The organism is Ferrimonas kyonanensis DSM 18153 (genome assembly GCF_000425405.1).
GTDB classification, from domain to species: Bacteria; Pseudomonadota; Gammaproteobacteria; order Enterobacterales; family Shewanellaceae; genus Ferrimonas; species Ferrimonas kyonanensis.
This window is the reverse complement of sequence record NZ_AUDJ01000014.1, coordinates 201,192-221,046: the sequence shown is the minus strand read 5'-3', so window position 1 is coordinate 221,046 and position 19,855 is coordinate 201,192. Positions and strand designations below refer to the sequence as shown.

14 protein-coding genes are annotated in these 19,855 nt (G+C 57.9%); 6 read left to right on the top strand and 8 right to left on the bottom strand.

Annotation, left to right across the window (positions count from 1 at the left end; translation table 11 throughout):
- The first annotated feature begins 118 nt into the window (after nt 1–118).
- Complete coding sequence (locus H598_RS23570) at nt 119–1,363, top strand: DUF2325 domain-containing protein (protein ID WP_051252522.1); 1,245 nt, start codon at nt 119–121, stop codon at nt 1,361–1,363.
- Here the strand turns inward: H598_RS23570 and H598_RS0106795 are convergent.
- Entirely contained in the window at nt 1,360–3,003 is a 1,644-nt protein-coding gene (locus tag H598_RS0106795; protein WP_156896953.1) for a patatin-like phospholipase family protein, read from the bottom strand. The genes H598_RS23570 and H598_RS0106795 overlap by 4 nt on opposite strands.
- 198 nt (nt 3,004–3,201) lie before the next feature.
- Between H598_RS0106795 and H598_RS0106790 the strand changes: the two genes are divergently transcribed.
- From H598_RS0106790 to H598_RS0106775, 4 genes are all read left to right on the top strand, one after another.
- Complete coding sequence (locus tag H598_RS0106790; protein ID WP_035415565.1) at nt 3,202–4,536, top strand: anti-phage deoxyguanosine triphosphatase; 1,335 nt, start codon at nt 3,202–3,204, stop codon at nt 4,534–4,536.
- 60 nt (nt 4,537–4,596) lie between these two features.
- A complete protein-coding gene (locus H598_RS0106785) occupies nt 4,597–5,112 on the top strand; it encodes a phage regulatory CII family protein (RefSeq protein WP_028112346.1) in 516 nt (171 codons plus the stop codon).
- A 303-nt stretch (nt 5,113–5,415) separates the two neighbouring features.
- The gene (locus tag H598_RS23565; protein WP_051252518.1) at nt 5,416–6,243 is read left to right on the top strand and encodes a PKD domain-containing protein; all 828 of its coding nucleotides are present in this window, start codon (nt 5,416–5,418) and stop codon (nt 6,241–6,243) included.
- Between the two features lie 9 nt (nt 6,244–6,252).
- A complete protein-coding gene (locus H598_RS0106775) occupies nt 6,253–7,584 on the top strand; it encodes a YfaP family protein (RefSeq protein ID WP_156896952.1) in 1,332 nt (443 codons plus the stop codon).
- A gap of 88 nt (nt 7,585–7,672) precedes the next feature.
- Here the strand turns inward: H598_RS0106775 and gltS are convergent, their stop codons facing one another.
- From gltS to ahpC, 3 genes are all read right to left on the bottom strand, one after another.
- Nucleotides 7,673–8,896 (bottom strand): sodium/glutamate symporter, encoded by a 1,224-nt coding sequence (gene gltS / locus H598_RS0106770; protein ID WP_028112344.1) that lies wholly within the window; start codon nt 8,894–8,896, stop codon nt 7,673–7,675.
- A gap of 835 nt (nt 8,897–9,731) precedes the next feature.
- Nucleotides 9,732–11,324 carry an alkyl hydroperoxide reductase subunit F gene (ahpF, locus tag H598_RS0106760; protein ID WP_028112342.1) on the bottom strand — a complete coding sequence of 531 codons (1,593 nt, stop codon included), beginning with the start codon at nt 11,322–11,324 and terminating at the stop codon, nt 9,732–9,734.
- A gap of 100 nt (nt 11,325–11,424) precedes the next feature.
- Nucleotides 11,425–11,982: an alkyl hydroperoxide reductase subunit C gene (gene ahpC / locus H598_RS0106755; RefSeq protein WP_028112341.1), complete on the bottom strand. Its 558-nt coding sequence runs from the start codon at nt 11,980–11,982 to the stop codon at nt 11,425–11,427.
- A 502-nt stretch (nt 11,983–12,484) separates the two neighbouring features.
- Between ahpC and H598_RS0106750 the strand changes: the two genes are divergently transcribed.
- Nucleotides 12,485–13,177 carry a M15 family metallopeptidase gene (locus H598_RS0106750; RefSeq protein WP_051252514.1) on the top strand — a complete coding sequence of 231 codons (693 nt, stop codon included), beginning with the start codon at nt 12,485–12,487 and terminating at the stop codon, nt 13,175–13,177.
- Between the two features lie 75 nt (nt 13,178–13,252).
- On the opposite strand, the gene H598_RS0106745 is transcribed toward H598_RS0106750, so the two are convergent.
- From H598_RS0106745 to H598_RS0106730, 4 genes are read right to left on the bottom strand one after another with little or no spacing between them, the layout of a single operon-like run.
- Nucleotides 13,253–14,167 (bottom strand): DUF7281 domain-containing protein, encoded by a 915-nt coding sequence (locus tag H598_RS0106745; protein WP_028112339.1) that lies wholly within the window; start codon nt 14,165–14,167, stop codon nt 13,253–13,255.
- Entirely contained in the window at nt 14,168–15,412 is a 1,245-nt protein-coding gene (locus H598_RS0106740; RefSeq protein ID WP_028112338.1) for a hypothetical protein, read from the bottom strand.
- On the bottom strand, nt 15,412–16,041 hold the full coding sequence (locus H598_RS0106735; RefSeq protein WP_245595565.1) for a condensin complex protein MksE: 630 nt from the start codon (nt 16,039–16,041) through the stop codon (nt 15,412–15,414). The genes H598_RS0106740 and H598_RS0106735 overlap by 1 nt, the downstream gene beginning before the upstream one ends.
- Nucleotides 16,038–19,751 (bottom strand): ATP-binding protein, encoded by a 3,714-nt coding sequence (locus tag H598_RS0106730; RefSeq protein WP_028112336.1) that lies wholly within the window; start codon nt 19,749–19,751, stop codon nt 16,038–16,040. Before H598_RS0106730 ends, H598_RS0106735 begins: the two co-directional genes overlap by 4 nt.
- Nucleotides 19,752–19,855 lie beyond the last annotated feature (104 nt).

Sequence of the window (19,855 nt, the reverse complement as noted above, 5' to 3'; positions counted from 1 at the left end):
GCTCTCTTTTTTGCGCCAAATGATAATGATTATCATTGACAACCTATCCCTGGCCGTTACACTGATACCACTAACGACTCAATCCGAATGAATCAGCCAGATCGAATGAGGGAACCGCATGTGTGATGCTCAAACCACCGCCACCGGAGCATTGATCCTAAGCAGCTTCAAAGGCAAGCGCAAACTGTGGGAGCTGACCAGCAAGCTGCTGTGTCCCGTCATCGGTACCTGCCTGACCACCACCGAGATCCGCAAATTGGCGGAGAAAATCGCCGACAAAGAGGTGGCCAGAAAGAGTGACTACTGGCTGCACACCTGGGTGGTCTCCAACTGCGACAGCAAGCACCGGTTGTCTGTGGCCGTTCAAAAACACCTCGACAAAAAGTTTGCCGCCGCCATTAAACGATTTGGCCAGGTGAAATGCCGGGATGAATTAAAACGGGTCTGGCAGCAACACATCGAGCGCGGAGCCAGCGCCGAAGCCCTGTGGGCGTTGCTGACTCATCCCCTATGCGACCTGCCCACACAAGACATGGCCTACGAGACCATCCACATGCTGTCCCACCAGATTGGCGCCGGCCAACGGGCGGACCTGAAGCGACTGCACGACGCCGAAAAAGAGTTACTGGCACTGAAAAAAGCGTTGGAAAAGAGCCAGCAAAAAGCCCATCAGACCATCTCCGACAAAGATCGGCAATTGCAGGCAATGCAGCAGCAACTGGCGGAGCTGAAGGCGGAAAACCTGCGCCTGAAAGAACACAATCAGACACTGGCACTCCAGGAGGCGCCCCACCAGCACGCGCCGCAATTGCAGCAACTTCGCAATGAACTGGCCAGCAAAACCACCGCCGTCGAAGTGCTGGATCGGCAGAAGGTGCAGTGGCAGCAGAAATTGCAGGCCAGTGAAAACAACGTGCTCGACCTGACCCAGAAACTGGCGCAGCAACAGCAGGAAACCCGAGCCCTGGAAGGCTTCGTAAAGCAAAGCCTGTCCCCCTGCAATGGCTGCAGCGCCGACAGTTGCCGTGACTGTCCCGATTTAAAGGGGCAGAAGATTCTGTGCGTAGGCGGACTTCATCGCATGACCGACCAATACCGGGAATTGGTGTCGCGCTGTAACGGCGAATTCAGCCACCACGACGGTGGAGTCGAAGACAGCCGCAAGCGCCTGGATGCGTTGCTGTGGTCCGCCGATGCGGTGATCTGCGCTACCGACTGCATTAGCCACGACGCCTACTACCGCCTCAAGCGCTTCTGCAAACAGCACAACAAGCGCCACTTGTTTATTCCCTCCTCCGGCCTGTCCAGCTTTGCCAAGGCCATGGACGACGTCGCCAATGAGGTCAGCTGCATTAGCCTCTAATCCTCGACCTCACCCCAGGAGTCGGTAATGGCTCGCTTGGCCACGTAACGGGCCAGGCTGGCCAGCAAGTGTGTCTGTACCGGCGTCATATCGATGACCGCGGCATTCTCCATAAAGGTCTCGAAGTGAGGGAAATTGTCCAACCCATAGGGATCCCAATCGTCTTGCCCCTGCTGCCGAATCTCCTGCGCTAACCGCTCATCCGCCAGGGCATTTTCCCAGGCCTGGCTGCGCTGATTGTACACCCAGGTAATGGTGACCTCACGGCCACCGGCAATGCCGTACACCGGGTTGTCCCGAGTGACCAGCGTCTGAGTGGCGAACAGACCTTTGTGGGCGACACTGGCAAACGGTGTGCGCTGAACCCGGGCATCAAACAGCGCTCGAAGCTCATTGAGCTTGCTCTCCCCCTGCTCAAACACTAGGTTATCCCGAAACTGGCCCAGGCCCAGGTTGTCTCGCAGCGGTACAAACAGCGCCTTGAGTGACTTGTTGATGTTGGTCGACTCGATGTCGTCTCCGGGAATGTAGGGACACTTGGTGTTGATGAACACCAGTAACCGCGTCACCCCTCTTGCCAGCAGCGGCATGATCCCCAGGTTCTCCATGTGGCCACCGTCGGAATGAGCATACTCTTCGGCCAGTCGCTGTACCCCGTCCGGCACCTGAACCGGCAGGTGATAAAACTCCGGGAACCCCAGCGCCCCCAGGCCCAGGGCGTTGGTTAGCTGCTGCGGTGCCGCACCGGAGCTGGCCATAATGTCGGACAGAGAGAATGCCTTTTCGTTGGTCCAGTCAAACAAAGTGCGTGGCGACCGCTTAACGGTCATGGTCAGGGTTCCCTCGCCGGATACCACCCGATAAGGCCCGGCGCAGTCGTAACCATAGCTGCTGAGGTAGCCACCACCGAAATGCTCGTCGTCACCTATGCCATCACGATCGCGGTGGGATACCCGAACTCCGCTGTAGTACGGGGTGTACTCCACGTGATAGCGCTGAGTGCGGCCGATGCCATCGCCATTGAGCAGGGTGGCGCCGACCAGCAAATAGGGCACCCCATCCCGTAGCCGCTGAAACTGATCCGGACTGAGGTTGGCGTTAGCGTCACAGGCTTCAGCCACCGAATGCAGATCGTAACTGAAGGCCATTTTCGGCTGATGCAAACCAAACGGCGCCAGGAAGATACGACCAATCACCTCGGCGTAACTCTCGTCCCCCCGGCCCTGCAAGGCGGCACCTAGCAGGCGCGTAACCACCCCGGCATTCACCAGGCAGTATTGAAACGACCGCTCTGGCACCGCCTGAATGTCGCGCTCGCGTAACTGCGATGGCGGCAAGATCGCGCCCCAGAACTGCGGCAGTTGGTGAGCCGGCAGAAAGCCATAAGGCACCGACGCCCAGCTGCCGCCGGAAACCGCCGACAGATAGCCGACCCGCTTCATCACCCCGGTGTCGTGCAGGGCCTTAAGTTGGCCCAGAGTGCAGCAGGCGCTGCGGGTACCGCCTCCTGAAAACGCTACCCCCAGGGGTTTCTCGTTCAAGCGCTGCCGGAACCCAGGCAGTCGGTGCTCGGGAAACTGCTGCGGCTGGGCCAGGTTGTCCATGGGAAAAGCCAGTACCTGATATCGAATCGCCATCATGATCTCCTTATTCCTGACGAACGGCGGCGCAGACGGGCGGCGGCCAGTCCATTTATAGTACGCCAGTCGAGCAAAATCGCCACCGGCAGCGCCGCTCGGGGTGCACAACGGCAAATTTAGCGTCGACGGTTGTTAAGTAATTGAATAACAGCGTCAGTTCACCGACACTAATACAACACCGAGCCATGAGTAGAATGTATGGATATCGACAGCCACTGGTTAGCGCGCCGCTTCGCCGAACATAAGCCCAGACAGGATGACCAGCGCTCGCCACTGCAGCGAGACAAAGCCAGAATCATGCATTCGGCAGCGTTTCGTCGCCTGCAGGCCAAGACTCAGGTGTTGGGGGTTGGCATGAACGACTTCTACCGCACCCGCCTGACCCACTCGCTGGAGGCCGCGCAGATTGGTACCGGCATTGCGGCGCAACTGCGCTGCAATTCACCGGAGTTTGCCGACCTCATCGGCAGCGACAACCTGATCGAGTCGTTGTGCCTGGCCCATGACCTTGGCCACCCCCCTTATGGCCATGGCGGCGAGGTGGCGCTGAATTACATGATGCGCGACCACGGCGGCTTTGAGGGCAACGGCCAGACCTTTCGAATCCTGACTCGTCTGGAGCCCTACACTCGCGAATACGGCATGAACCTGACCCGACGCACCCTGCTTGGCATACTCAAATACCCGGTACTGATGAGCGCCCTGGGCAGCAGCGCCCCCCGTCAGGGGGTGGACAACTTTCGCCAGCTTAAGGCGCAGCAGTGGCTGCCTGGAAAAGGGGTGTTTGATGACGACGCCGACCTGTTGAGCTGGGTGCTTGAGCCGTTCAGCAACGCCGATCGGCAGCGACTGACCCGCACCCGCAGTAACCCGGCGGGTCAACAACGCGCTCAGTATCATTCGCTGGACTGCTCCATCATGGAGTTGGCGGACGACATCGCCTATTCGGTGCACGACCTGGAAGACGCCATCGTGATGGGCATCGTTAACTACCGCAGTTGGCGGGAAAACGTGGCCGACCCCATTGCCGGTATCGATGGCACCTATCTGGCCGGGCAGATGGAGACCATCGGCAAGAAGCTGTTTTCCGATGAACACCACCTGAGAAAAGACGCCATCGGCACCTTGGTCAACGCCTTTGTCACCCACAGCCACATTGTGGCCCAGGGTGAGTTCGAATCACCGCTGCTGTCCCACCATGCGGTGATTGAACCGGCGTACGCCGAGTGCCTCGGCTACCTGAAACGGTTCGTACTGCGGTACGTCATTCAAAAGCCCGAGGTGCAGATACTGGAATACAAAGGCCAGCAGATCGTAATGGAACTGTTCGAGGCCTTCGCCTCTGACCCCAATCGTCTGTTGCCCCGCTCCACCCAGAAGCGCTGGCAGGCCGCCTGCGAGCAGGGCCACAGCGGCCACCGGGTCATCGCCGACTACATCTCCGGCATGACCGACGAGTTCGCCGCCCGCTTGCACCAGAACCTGTTTACCCCCAAAAGCGGCAACCTGGCAGAACTGCATTCGCCATTCTAACCCTCAAGGGGAGCCCTGGCCGAGCGCCGCCTCCCCGCCCCGATTCAAGGAACACACGCAGTGAGTGACGCACAACTGCTTCAACTTCAAAAACTCATCCACGCCCAGAGCAAAACCATGGGCATCGATCACCTCTACTCGGTGGTCGAGGCTCACTTTCGTCAGCACCATGGACGAAGCATCAAAAAGAGTACATTTCACAACAAGATCAACCCAGACCGATCCGAGCACAAGCTGAACATCGAAGAGTTCAGCCTGATTCTGATGGCGTTAAAAGAGCACAATCTTCATGCCCCCATCCTGGAAGAGTTTATGTCGCTGTACCAGATGCGCCCCGAATACCTGCCCAACCTGTCTGCAGCCAAGGAGCACAACTACAAGTCGTTTATGGGCGACTGGATGGATCTGAATAAGGAGCACGGTGACGTTCAGGTGGCACTCACCTCGGCTTTGAATGATTACAAGATTACCGAGCACGAACTCAACGGCATCAAGGTGGAGTTATCAGAGCACATTCAGGCGCTGACCACCCTGCGACAAGCTCTGGACCACGTGGCCGGGAGGACACTGGTGTAATCCGGTCCCCTCCCCTCAATCCACCACCGGCGCCCTAGGGCGCCGTTTTTTGTGCCCTCCCCTCAGTAGGCGCCTGCCGCATCAGTGAGAAAAACCGGCCCGTTTTCTCGTAGATGGGTCAGCGGCGCATTTGTACAGTGTTTCCATCTTGAGAGCGCGGCATTGGTTCAATGCCAAGCCTCTCCGGCAAAGACGATAAAGCCACAGCCGCACCGGCACGCCAATGCGCTGAAAATGGAACTTAACTTGCGATAACTCCGCCGGCCTTATCGACAATTCGTTACCCAGACAATGAGAAAAACCATGATTCAGACAGGTCAAAAAGTGTTTTACCAGGCACTGTGTGGCGTCTCACTGGCACTGTTAGTGGCCGGGTGTAATGACTCCAGCAGCGACTCAAACAGCGACAACGCCAATGCACTGCCCACCGCTAAGATCAGTGCACCCTCATCACTGCTTGAGCGGCAGGACTACACACTGTCTGCCGCCGACTCCGATGACAGCGATGGCCAGATTGTCACCTACCAGTGGCAGTTGGATAGCGGTGACTATCAGGGCGATCAGATCACCCTGACAGGCAACGGCGAGCAAGCTCAGCTCAAGGTGGGTGAGCTGAAACAGGATCAACGTGTAACCGTGATCCTGACGGTTATCGATGACCAGGGCGACAGCAACAACGATTCCATTACCCTCAATCTGCAAGAACGCGACCAGGCGCTTTTGCCGCCTCCGCCCCCTCAGCCGGACGCAACCGTGCCTGGAGTCGATAGCGACCAGGACGGGGTTCGTGACGATGTTGAGATCAAGATTCTGGCGCTGTTTCCGCTGTCAAAACCGGAGCGTGAACTGTACCGGCTGGGCGCCAATCAGTTTGCCGAAGTGGTCATCGCTGGCACCACGGATGACGACATCAAACAGACACTGGCCACTCAGGAACTGGCCAAAATGAGTGCCTGCTTTGTGGAGTTTTACGGCATGGACTCGCCGCGAAATACCGCTCAACTGCGGGCGTTGATCCTCAACACTCGAGAGCGGCAACAGGCCTACGAGGCATTCAACCGCGCCAGAATGGGCACCGTCAGCGACAGTGTCGACCCCGCCACATTGGATTGCCGTTTACCTCAGGAATAAGCAGGAAAGATGATGAACTACGCCCTTATAACCACACTTGCCATCAGTGCAGTCAGTTTTCCTGTGGCGGTGCAAGCCAGCCTCAATGGCTGCAGCACCCCCATTTCCGACAACAAGCAAACCAATGTCTATTTTGCCAATGGCATCAATACCACCCTCAGCGAGGCCCAGGAGGTTACCGCGCTGTTGCTCAAGGTCTACAAGGCGCCGCTGGAACAGACTGAAGCCAACAGCACCTACCACTTTAAAACCGCCTACAACTACAGTCAGGGGTTTGTCACCGATGTGGTTCAGGTATTTCAACAGAAGATCACCGAAGACCCGGACGGTAGCATTGCCTACATGGTGTACGACTTGCTGCGCTCCGGCTTGTCCAACGACGAGATTCGGGCCACCGTCTCCCTTGCCCTTACCAACGGCAACCTGGTCGCTGCCCTGTTGACCAATGAATTGCTAGAGGAGCTCGGAGACAGTCTGGCCCAAACCGCCGCCGACGCCATGGCCGACGGCGATCTGGTCAACACCAACCACAGTCGCCTCTATTCCGATGCCCTGATAAACGGGCGCAGAGTGCTGGTGGTGGCCCACAGTCAGGGCAACCTGTTCACCAACACTGCCATCGCCGCCACCCTGACTAAACACCCGCAGTACGCGGACAGCATCAACTACTACGGCGTGGCTTCACCGGCGGCGACCACCGTCAATGGCGCCGATTACGTCACCGCCGACGATGATCGGGTCATCAACCTGCTTCGGCTTACCGAAACCGTTATGGCCGCCAACATCGACAACGACCCAGGCCTGCTCAACGACCACCGCGAACTGCTCAATCACAGTTTTTTAAGCAGCTACTTTGACAGCCGCCTGGCTTCTCGAGCCCGAATCAATGCCGGCATTACCACCCTGTCTGAGCAACTGGCGTACCCCGAGGTCATTGCCGGCGAAGGGGCCATTCGAGCCACCCTGTCCTGGGGGGATCAACCGGACGTCGACCTGCATGTGTTTGAACCCGGTGGCAGTCACGTCTACTACCGCAACAAAACCGGTCAGGACGGAACTCTGGATGTGGATGACACCACAGCGGTGGGACCGGAAAACTACTTCGTCGCCTGCGACCGGGTCAATGAAGGCACCTACTCCGTTGGCGTCAACTACTTCAAAGGCTACCAGCCAGAAAAAGCATTGGTGACGCTGTATCTGGGCAACGGCACCACCTTCGGCCCCCGCGCCGTTACCCTCAACAAGGCCAGAGGTTCAGCCGGTAACAGTTCACCCGTTGCCGTGTATGACATCGTAGTGAACCAGGACGACAACGGCAACGCCCTGTACTCGGTGCAATAATCGCCACACCGTCGTCCACCGCAGTTCCAAGGCACCCCACACCAAAAGGGCCAGCAGATGCTGGCCCTTTTCTAATCAAAACCGAGTGTTATCGCAGAAAGCTGACGTAGGTCTGCAACACGATCAGGTTGGTGATGTCGATGAAGAAGGCCCCCACCACGGGCACCACCATAAACGCCTGCGGCGACGGACCATGGTGGGACACCAGTGAGCCCATGTTCATCACCGCCGTCGGGGTCGCGCCCATGCCAAAGCCGCAGTGACCGCCGGAGATGATGGCCGCATCGTAACTGCCCCCCATCACCTTAAAGGTAACAAAGTAAGCAAACAGCCCCAGCACCAGCGTCTGCACACACAGAATCACCAACATTGGCAAGGCCAGGTCCAGCAAGTCCCACAGCTTGAGGCTCATCAGTGCCATGGCCAGGAACAACGACAGCGAAATGGTACCGAGGGCATCGACGGTTTCCTTGTTGATTTTATACACCTTGGTGGCTTCGCACAGGTTGGTGATCACCACCCCGACAAACAAGGCGTAGACAAAATCAGGGATCCGCAGCCAGGCGATACCAAAGCCATCGACAAAGGTCTTGATGTAGGCGGCACTGGCGACACACAGCAACAGAATGAACAACACCTCGATGCTGTTTTTAGCGGTGATGCGATCCTCTTCATGATCACTGTAAGTCACCAGGTCCGGATGCTCAATGTGGTGATTTTCGCCATCACCAAAAGCCGATTTCAATCCGTGCTTGCGAATCAGTCGCTGCGCCACCGGACCGCCGATGATGCCCCCCATCACCAGACCAAAGGTGGCCGCCGCCATGGACAACTCCAGCGTCTGCAAACCAAACTCGCTGGCAAACGTCTGCGACCAGGCGGCGCCGGTACCATGACCACCGGACAGGGTTATGGATCCGGCGATAAGCCCCAGCAATGGATCCAGGCCCATCAAAGAGCTCAGACCGACGCCGACGCTGTTTTGGATCAGAATGAACACCGTTGCCAGTCCCAGGAACAGGAACACTCGCGAGCCACCCTGAGCCAGCAGCTTAAAGCTCGCGGCCAGGCCAACGGTGGCGAAAAACATCTTCATCAGGGTGCTTTTGATGGCCAGTTGGAATTGCAGGTCGATGCCATACTGATGCACCACGGCAATGATACTGGCCACGATCAACCCGCCGACAATGGGCTCTGGAATGTTGTACCGTTTCAACACCGGTACCTTGCCATTAACAAAGTATCCGAGGAACAGCACCACAATGGCGATCAGTAAGGACTCAAGCTCATTAATTACAATCACTGAATTCATTTGGTCTTCTTTTCTTACTGTTACAAACAGGTTCACAACCCCAAACATCACGCCCACAGCGCCGTCAGCCTGGATGGCGACAGGTGAAAACGAACGTCCAATTGGGGAAACCACTGGCGACAGGGATCTGTGCCGAAGTTAGCTGAGTTGGCCGGCAATCCGGCTGACTGGCAGGGAGCGGGTTAGCCGCCGCCGTCAAAAAAGAGGAGGTGAATCTTCATCATCATGGTAGTAATTTTACCGACAACCTCCGACCTTGACCATATTGCCAACGCCAGGCTGTTGGTGTAGGCACCCCCCAGGGAGCCATGGCCGAATGCAAGCAAAGGTGGGCGAAAGTGAACATCTGCCAGCATCCTTTGCATCAAGGTTGCCGCCGCGCTGCACAACTGAGCATTACCTCCTTTAACAGGCAGAGTGACGGCGGCAACGACACCTCCGCCGCCAAACCGACGCCACCAAGAGAAATGGCTATTCAATTCAGAAGCTTAAACAATAGAAAAGAAGATATGGTCAATCAAACGCCACCCAAGAGTAAATGCCAGGTTACACCCGGGTTGCATTGCGGATTTTCCGGCAATAAAACCGGATCCAGATAACAACTCTGCCGAAACAGGCGCTTGGCTGAGCAAGAATTGACCACCATTTTGGTAATCTTTCAGAATCGATGGCCAATTGAACGCCAATCAACCTCTTTGAGCGGTTGCGGTTGCCACCAACCTAGGCCAATAGCGACCGACGACACCCCAAACTTGACTACTTTGCCCCCTCCCGGGAATCAAAAAAGAGAGGCGATGCACCTCTCTGATGTTTGAACCCGTCCGGAGTCTGAGCGCTACGCCAGTTCGGCTTGCGCCACCGGAGCCGGATTGCGAATCAGGTGATCGAAGGCTGCCAGGCTGGCCTTGGCGCCTTCCCCCATGGCGATGATGATCTGCTTGTAAGGCACGGTGGTCACATCCCCGGCGGCAAACACCCCCTCCAGGCTGGTGGCACCGCGCGCATCAATCTCAATCTCACCGCGGGCAGACAATGTCACCTGGCTGTCTTTGAGCCACTCGCTGTTGGGCACCAGCCCGATCTGAACGAAGATGCCGGCCAGCTCAAGCCGGTGTAACTCGCCGCTGTTGCGATCCCGATACTCCAACCCGGTCACCCGCTCACCGTCTCCCAGCACCTGAGTGGTCTCGGCCAGGGTAATGATGTCAATGTTGGCGGTGGCATTGGCCTTGTCGATCAGCACTTGGTCGGCACGCAGGCTGTCGGCAAACTCCAGCACGGTGACGTGCTCGACAATGCCGGCCAGGTCGATGGCCGCCTCGATGCCGGAGTTACCGCCGCCAATGACGGCGGTGCGCTTGCCCTTGAACAACGGACCATCGCAGTGGGGACAGTAGGCCACGCCCTTGTTGCGATACGCCTGCTCACCGGGCACCTTCATCTCGCGCCAGCGGGCCCCGGTACTGGTGATGACGCTGCGGGCTTTGAGCACCGCGCCGCTCTCCAGTTCCACATGGAGGTAACCATCCGTGGTCTCTTCGACGCCTTTAATGTTGGCGGCGCGCTGCTCGGTGATCACCTCGACACCATACTCCTTCACGTGCTCCTCCAGGCTGGCCACCAGCTTGGGTCCGGTGGTGGTTTTCACCGAGATGAAGTTCTCGATGGCCATGGTGTCCTGAACCTGCCCGCCGAAGCGTTCGGCCACCACGCCGGTGCGAATCCCCTTACGGGCGGCGTAGATGGCCGCCGACGCCCCTGCCGGGCCGCCGCCCACCACCAGCACATCAAACGGCGCCTGCTGGTTGAGCCTGGCCGCCCGCTTCTCGGCGGCGCCGCTGTCCACCTTACCGAGGATCTCCGCCAGGGACATGCGGCCCTGACCAAACAGCTCACCGTTCACGAACACACTGGGCACCGCCAGAATATCCCGGGCCTTGACCTCATCCTGGAAAGCGGCGCCGTCGATCATGGTAACGGTGATCAACGGGTTGATGGCGGCCATCATGTTGAACGCCTGCACCACCTCGGGACAGTTCTGGCAAGAGAGGGAGATGAAGATCTCCACGTTCAACGGCGTATCCAATGCCGCTATTTGGGCAATGGTGTCATCATCCAGCTTAATGGGATGACCACCGCTGTGCAGCAGTGCCAGCACCAGAGAGGTAAACTCATGGCCCATGGGCAGACCGGCAAAGCCGATGGCGCTGCCCGTCTCCAGGTTCTCCACCAGCATCAGCGGCTTGCGCTCGCTGTGGCTGTCATCCCGCACCACGCTGATGAGGCTGCTCAAAGAGGCGATGTCCGCCGCCAGGGCCGCCAGTTTGCTGCCGGTGTCGCTGTCATCCAGGCTCAGGCGCAGCTGCACATCGGACTTCAGGTTGGACAAGTAAGATTGTAATTGCTGCTTCATCGCTTGGTCTAACATGGTGAAACCTCAGAAATTCGGTGGTGGTTGGGTGGATGGCCAGTGACCACCCCGCCGCACCAGGGCGGCGGGGGACACTGGCAAGAGAACCTGTTGGAATTTAGATTTTGCCGACCAGGTCCAGGGAGGGAGCCAGGGTCTGTTCACCCTCTTTCCACTTGGCGGGGCACACTTCACCTGGGTTGTTGGCCACGTACTGCGCCGCTTTCACCTTGCGCATCAGGTCTTCGGCGTCACGGCCGATGCCCTCGGCGGTGATCTCCATCGCTTGGATGACACCCTCAGGGTCAACCAGGAAGGTGGCACGGTCTGCCAGGCCCTGGCCTTCACGCATCACGTTGAAGTTGTTAGTGATGGTGCCGGTCTGATCCCCGACCATGAAGTAGTTGATCTTACCGATGGTATCGGAGCTGTCGTGCCAGGCCTTGTGGGTAAAGTGGGTGTCGGTGGACACGGAGTACACCTCAACACCGCGGCGCTGCAGCTCTTCGTAGTGGTCCGCCAGATCGCCCAGCTCGGTGGGGCAGACAAAGGTGAAGTCGGCGGGGTAGAAGAAGAACACCGCCCACTTGCCTTTGACATCCTGCTCGGTAATTTCTACAAACTCGCCCTGTTTGAAGGCGGTGGCTTTGAACGGCTTAATTTGAGTGTTGATCATGGCGTATCTCTCTTATTTGCATAGTTTTTGTAGTGACGCTTACCGCGTCGATGGAGCTATAGTACCCCAAGCCAACAAAACACAAAAACAATTACAAGCTATCGCCGCAAACGAAAAATTCGATTAAATGAAATAACAAAGAGAAATACGTTGGCCACGGGTATAACAGAGCCACCCCACGACCGGGGGATTTACCGGCTTCGAACGCTTCGGGAAGGCCAGGCTCGCGCCATCAACAAAGACGATAACGACTCCCCCTGGCAGGCCGTTCGCGGTAAACTGGCGTTTATTGGCTGGTGGACTGTGAATAAGGTGGCCGGTAGCGCCTCACCCTCTGCGAGGACAGCAGCACTGCATGGGAAAACTCAATGCGGCTACAGAGAAAATAACTGATTGATCTTGTCCACATTATCGCCACCCTGCCTCAGAGCAACACACGTGTGAGTATCGGTAACCCCCAGATTCTGGCAGACTACAACGAAACAACAATGGAGACGCTATTGTGCTGACCCAATCCCAGCTCATGGGCCTAGAACAAACCCACCTGATGGAGGTGGAAGACCAGCTGCTGGAGTGCCGCACCGCCGTGGCCTTCCGCCAGATGCAGGAGGCCGCCAGCAAGGTTGGGCTCGACCTGCAGTGCGCCTCGGGATGGTGCAGTTTCGATTCTCAACTGAGCACTTTCAATGGCAAGGTGATGGGCAAACAGCCCCTGGTCGATGAAGAGGGCCGGCCGCTGAACCCGGCTAACCTCAATGACAACGAACTGTTGCGCGCCATTCTGGCCTGGTCTTCCCTGCCTGGTACGTCGCGCCGGCACTGGGGCAGCGACTTCAATTTTTACGACGCCAATGCCATTGGTCGTGACAACCTCAAGCTGGAGCCTCTGGAATACCGTGGCCGCGGCCCCAACGGCAAACTCAACCGCTGGCTGGACGAGCACATGACTGAATATGGCTTCTTTCGCCCTTACACCAAGAACCTGGGCGGTGTGCAGCCAGAGCCCTGGCACCTGAGTTTTGCCCCGGTGGCGCTGCCAGCCCTGGCCGCCTTTGATGAGCGCGCCCTGGCGGAGCACTTGAAACAGAGCAAGCTGGCACTGAAATCCCATATTCTGGAGCGATTACCGGAACTGCTCCGCCGCTACTTCTACCAGGTCACCCCGGCGCCGGCGGCCACGCTGAGAAACCGCTGACCCCATCCTGACTTCAGAACCAAACAATGCGGCTTGCCAGATGGCAAGCCGCATTGTTTTAGCGCTCAGTTGCGATTACAGTGCCCGCAGTTCCAGCGCGACGTCATGGGCCAGCAGGTGCTCCTGCGTGCGGGTCTGTTTGTGTCGGTCCATGGCCAACAATGCCTGCTTCACCGAGTCAGGCAGCTGCGAATCATGCAGCCGCTGTGCCTGGGCCCGTTGCTCAAACCAGCGGGTCTCAGGGCCTTTAAGACCTTGCCAGTCGGCAGACAACAGCGCCGGCCACAGAGACCGGGCTGGAAGCAGCAGCTGTTCGGCACCACAGCCAAGGCCGATTTCCAGCCCGGCGGGATCAAAATCGCCAAAGTACACCAGCGGCAACTGCCCCTTGAACGCCCTGAAGCACTGATAAGCGCGACTGACCTGCCTGTCGGCAGCAACGTCACCTCGGTAGAGAAACAGCGCCTGGTTGAGGCTATCGGGCAGATTCAGGCGATGGAGCTCAGCCATCAGTGCCAGGTTCTCCACCAGCACCAGGTGGGTATGGCCAAGCCGTTGCCCCAACTGCTGTAGAGAAGGCCAGTTCAGTAACTGACCCGCTTGCATCAAGGGTGGCAGGGCCAGGGGGGTGTCGTCGATGTGCCAGTGAGTCAACGGCCGGCACAACACCAGCTCCTCGGTCACGGCCTGGGCGCCGCCCTTCTCATCGGCTTGAGTTTGTGCCTGTTGAATACGGCTTAGACCCTCGCCAACAAAGGCCGGCTCGCAGGGATCACCGAGACCGTCGCGCCTGAGCTCCTGCCGTAACGCACTGAGATGATCGCGACTGATATGAAGCCGGGCTCTGGCGCGGCCATCACCGCGCACCTCGCCAAACCCGTAGTCACGATGCAGCCGGCTTGCCAGGGCGCCAAACGCCACGTCCTGCGCTCTCCAAGGCCGAGCAAACCAGCCTGCCAGAGTTTGACGCTCGCGACGATTCAACGCCATTCAGGCCACCCGAATCCGCACGTCACTGTAGGTAAAGTTGTTGTTGGTGCCCGCCACCAGTTGCTCCTCCATCTCCATGGCAAACAACTGCTGCTGCTGAGGAGAGAGGTTGCAGTAATAACCAAACACCAGCTCAATCCACAACTGCGGATCCAACTGCCACTCGTTACTGAGCCAGGCAGGCTGCTGTCCTTGCCAATGTTCCAGGGCGGAGAGGGCCCCGTCCTTGATCACCGCCAGCTCAAAGAAGTGTTCCACTTCATCCAGTACCCAGTCACTGAGGTAGGCCAGGGTCTCCAGATCGTCGCTTTCGACACTGACGCCGTCCCGGTCGGCCACCACCGGAGTGGTCGGCTGCTGGCGGCGCAGATGCTGGACAATCTCGATCAACTCCTGCTCGACGGCACTGCTGCGCACATCCACCAGGCCGCCCATCTCCATCGCCGGCGCCAGTTTCAGCTCCCGGGGCAGATCGGTGGCAAAAGCCAGGTCTTCACGCAGCTCATACTCGGGGTGCTTGCGCAGGAAGCGGGCCATGCCCCGCAACTGGTTGGCCTGTTTGACCTGGCGCCGCAGGCGGAACAGGCTCTGTCGCATCTTTTCGATGATGTGCGCCAGTCGGCCCAACACCATGCGAAACCAATGCACGAACCCGGTGATCTTGCGAGCAAACTCGGTGGGCGCACCGTCGAAAATCCACTGGTAACAGGTCTCAGGGTCAATCTGCTGCAACTCGTTCAACAGTTTCTGGGCGTAATCCAGCGCCTTCTGGTTTTCCCGCACCTTGGCGGTCAGGGTCGCCACAAAACCAAACTGGCTGGAGATGGCATAGTGCATGTTGTCCAGGCTGGTATTGAGGCTGTCTCTGGCATCAAACAACAGATCGTCAAGCTGATCGAGATAGTGATCGGCGTCGTCCATCTGGCCACCGATGAGGGAGTCGCGATAGTCGATGATCACGTCGTCCATGGCATCGATGACCTTGCCCATGTCGGTCAACTGGCGATAGCCGCTCTGCTGGCGCATCAACTTGTTAAGCAACCGCTTCAGGTCGGCGGTCAGGCGGTAGTTGCCCGGTTCATCGTCGGGGCGCAATAACTTGGCTTTCTGCAGGTTGCGCAGCTGGCCTTCGTTGTCCTCATCGGCACTGACGGCGCCAAAGACGTAAGCCTGGGACAACAGTTCGTCGGCCTGTCCCATCTGTCGCAGCAGCGCGGCGACCTGATTGCTGTCATAGAGGCTCATTACAGCAACAGCTCCTCTTGTGGATCCGGCTCCTGCACTTCCGGCAGCTCCAGCTTCTCACTGTCGTTGAGGAACTCGATCAGCAGATAGATCAAATCAAAACGGGCGGTGGCGTACCAGGTGTTGCTGCCTGGAGCATGGCGCACCAAATAGCCCATCTCCTCCAGCTTGGCCAGCACCGTACCCAGTTGGTCGCGAATCTCCACCCGGTTGGTCTTAAATGGTGCCATGGTGGTCAAGCGGCGCAGCTGCTCCGACAGGGTCTGGTCGTGCTCAAACGCCTCCAGCAACGAGGTAAACTTAATGCTGTCCTTGGCGTGCAGCGGCGCGTCGTGGCCGGTGGCCCGCAGCAACATGTCCAGCCATTCCACCAGCGGCCGGAAATGACTGCGCACCGAGCTGAACAGCTGACTGATGGCGCGGCGATTGCTGTCGTCGATGCTATCAAAGGTGCAGTAGTAGGCGCCGGCCGCCTCGAAGTGGGTCAGGCTGCGATCCAGCTGGCTAAGAAACTCATGCACCCGCTCGGCGTTGGCCGGCGCCTGCAGATACTCGAAGTGGTCCGGGTAGGCCGTCTGACAAATCACGGCGCCAGACAGCAGGGTTTCTACGGTATGTTTGAAGATCATTGTCCGGCTTCCTCGGTTTCAGGCTGCTCGCGGCGGGCACGACTGGCCAGCAGTTGTTCCAGTTTCGACAGCGGTACATGGGCGCTGTAGATTTTGCTGTCTTTGAGCTTGTAGTGAGTTTTGTACAACGCCAGCACCTGCCGGTCGGTGGAAGGCGACGCCGACAACATCTGAATGTGGTTGTCGTTAAACATCCCCAGCAGCAGTTCGATATTCTCTGCCGCCAGCTCACCCAGTTCGTCCACCGGCAGAATAATGGTGCTGGGACGCTCACCATCACCACGCAGCATCCCCAGCAGACCGGCGAACAGCGACAGCATCGCCAGATAAGAGAGACCGGTGGAACTGACTTTCTTCAACTGACGGGCATTGCGGGCCCGTTTCACCTGACCTTTCTCGGTGATCACGAACTCCAAATCAAACAGGTCGTTGTGCTCCAGTTCCAACCCTTCGGCTGGCAATACCCGGGCCAGCTCACGCATGGCCCGAATCAGCTCTTCCGGAATCTCGGCCACCCCATCACGCAACTGGTCCCGCGACTGTTCAAAGCAATCGGAGAAGCTGCGCAGCGGCTGCCAATACTCCAGCTGCTCCAGCTTGGTAACCGTGCCCACACTGATGTCCGCCAAGGCTTCAAACTTGGCCAGGGCGGTCACCCGCTCCGACAGGTTGCGACCGACGGATTTAATCCGGCGATCAAAGTTCTCCAAATGCTGATAGAACTCGTTGATCATGGTGGCATTGACGATCACCAACTGGCCGGTGGACTTGGCAAGCTGAGCGGCACTCTGCAACAGATCGCCAATGGGCATACGGTACTTGAGCACGGTTTCACAGCCTTCGAAACGGTCGTTGTCGGCCACCAACTGAGTCCAGGTGTCAAACAAGCTGCTCTTACCATGCTTGGTTCGCAGTACATTGGAGAAGTGACTGATCTCTTTAGTCAGCTTCTTCTCCAGGTGGCTGAAGCCCTGATGATTCTGCTCAATAAAACCGGGCAGCATGTCCGCCTGGTAACTTTGCAACTGTGAATTGCGGCTCGGCTCCAACCCTAAGGGATCGCACACCGCCTGCACCCGTACCAGCCGAGCCAACAAATCATCACTGCGCTCCTGCTGTTCTTTGTTTCGCTTAAGCACCGCTTTGTGTTCAGCCTGCTGATGACCAAACTGAGTGCGGGCCTGCTCCAGATCACTGCGAGCCTGAGACAGTTGCTGCTGCAGCTGCAAGACATCGGCAGCCAACGGCTCCCGCTGGTTGTACTGACTGGAGAGGAAGTGCTGATACTCACGGGCTTTCTGCTCAAACCTGGCGCAATCATCCAGTGACTGCTGCAACTGTTTGCGCTCCTGCATTCGCTTGTCGATCTCGCCATCGGGATCGATCTTATCCAGCGCCTGCTTCTGCTGCTTCTTGTAATCCCGGCGCCGCTCCTTGACGCTGTCTCGCAGTGCCTCCAGCTGATGAGACAGGGTCTCGAGCTGGCTATCGCGGTCGGTTTCCAGAATCAGGCGGCGCTCCAACGCGGCATTGTGCAGCTCATGCAGTTCCTCTTCGCCCTGCTCTTCCAGCTGTTCCAATTTATGGCTCAACTGCTCCTGCTGCTTCAGTAGCTGCTTGTGCTCCTCCTCCAGTTGCCGTCGCTGTTGCTTAATGTGCTCGTCGGCCTGAAGCTGTTGCCGCTCCTGCTGTTGCCTGAGCTGATCGATCTCGGCACTGACACGGCGCTCCTGCTGCTGCAACTGCCCCAACTGGCTCTGATGCTGCTCAAGCTGACGCCCTAGCTGCTTCAGCAATTCGTTGATCTGGTCAATCTGCTCGCTTTGCTGTCGGCACTGTTGGTCCAGAGTCTCTAACTGTTGCTGTTGTTCCGCTTCGGTCCGGGCCAGTGGGTTGTTGTGCTGCAGCGGGCTCAGATCCAGGCGCACGCCGTACAGGCTCTGAAGACCATCACCACTCCAGTTCGGAGCCAGATCAGTACGAGCCAGCAGCTCTGGAGACAACAGAGTACCGATGGTCTGCTTCCAATCACTGGCTTCGGTGCGCCCCTCTAAAAAGGCCTGCAAAGACCCCTCTTCGGGGTGCAGTTGTTGCTCCAGCGCCTGATGCTGAGCCTTGAGATCATCCAGGCGCCGTTGTTCGATGCTTAGGCGGCTAAGCTGCTGATCACGCTGACGTTCTAACTGAGCGCCATTGTGCCGTTCATCGGCCATCAATCTCAGCATCTCGTTATGACGACTCTGTGCCTCCCCCAAAGACTGGGCGGTAAGCTGTAACTGTTCGGCCATGGTCGCTGGCAAACGGGGATGGGCTCGGTTTTCCCCATTGACGCGCTGAGCATGCTGCAACTGAAGCTGCTCATCTTTCAGTCCCAGGCTCTGAGACGCCAGCCGCTGCTCCATCTGACGGCGATTGGCCTGATACTGCTGCTCCACCTCCGCCAGCTTGTGGCTGTTCTGCTCGCGAATGTCGGCCATCTGCTGCTGCTTCTCACCCTCGCCTCGAGCCAGTTCCAGATCCAGCTTACCCAGCAGTTCCTCGAACTTGCGAGCCACCTTGGCGGTGTCGCCTTCAAAGCTCTCGATGATGCCATTGACCTCTTTCAGTCGCTGGCTGAAGGTGACCTTTTCATCGGCACGCAGTTGATAAGATGCCGCATCGTCATCGTCGTAACGCTGCTTGTCGTCATCCAGGCGTTCAATGGTGATCTGTTTGGCGTGCAGGCGATCACTCTCGGCAGCAATGGTCTGCTTAAAGCCGGTTTCGGTGGCATCGAACTCGCGCTCCAGTTGTCGCAGGGACTCGCGTTGGCTGGCTTTCTCCTGCCCCAACTCCTTGAGTTTGTCCTTGAGTTCGATTTGCTGCTCATCGCACAGCGCCAGCAGATGGCGCAACTGGCCCAGAAACTCCTCCAGCTCACTAAATTGCCCCTGCCAACGCTGAATCTTGTCGGCAACCGCGTGCACTTCACGGCTGGCCTGAATGTCGCTGAGCCAGCGACCAATCTCGTCCTTGTTCAGTTGCATCTGTTCCCGGTTGTCACCGGAGCGGCTGCGGGCCAGATAGTCGGCGGCAATGGCCACCAGCATCTTTTTTACCGCCTCAAAATCCAGGTTCTTCTCGATGGTGCCATTAACCACCTTATCGATGTGAGGCATGGCGACATTGCCGAAGCTGAAGCGGCTCTGCAGCTGGCGAATTTCGCTGGAAGCACGACCGCCACGCAGGTTTTGAATCACCTGGCGGTATTTGTCCACTCCCAGGTAGTTGGAGCAATAGGTGCCATGGGCGCGTTTGTAGTTACGCTCGATCTCCCCCACCTTAAACGGCTTGTGATCCGAGCCGATAAAGTGCTGCTGGCAGTAGGGGGCATCGATCAGTTTATAGTGCACGCTGCGGCCATCGGACGAGGCCACCATGCAGCACAGCTGCGGCTCGGCCAGACCGGGGCGCTGATATTCGTACACCAGCAGGCTGGATTCCCTGGGCAGGTAGTAGTTGGCAAAGTTCTTAGCCTGATCGACCTTGGAAACGATGTCTCCAGGGCGCATGCCGTAAAACAGCGGCAGCAATCGCATCAAGGAGGTTTTACCGGCGCCGTTGGTGCCCTCTAACTGGGTGTGACCATCAAAATCGATCTCATTGACCTTCCCTTTCCAGAAACTGTCGATAATGATGATACGACGCAGTCGAAACGCCTCTTGAGCCATAGGAGATACCTTTCAAAACCGGGGACACTCTGGCGCAGGGCCAAAGTCAGACACTAAGCGGGTTAGAGTACCGTAGCCTAGGGGCGGGAACAACAAATTGGCGG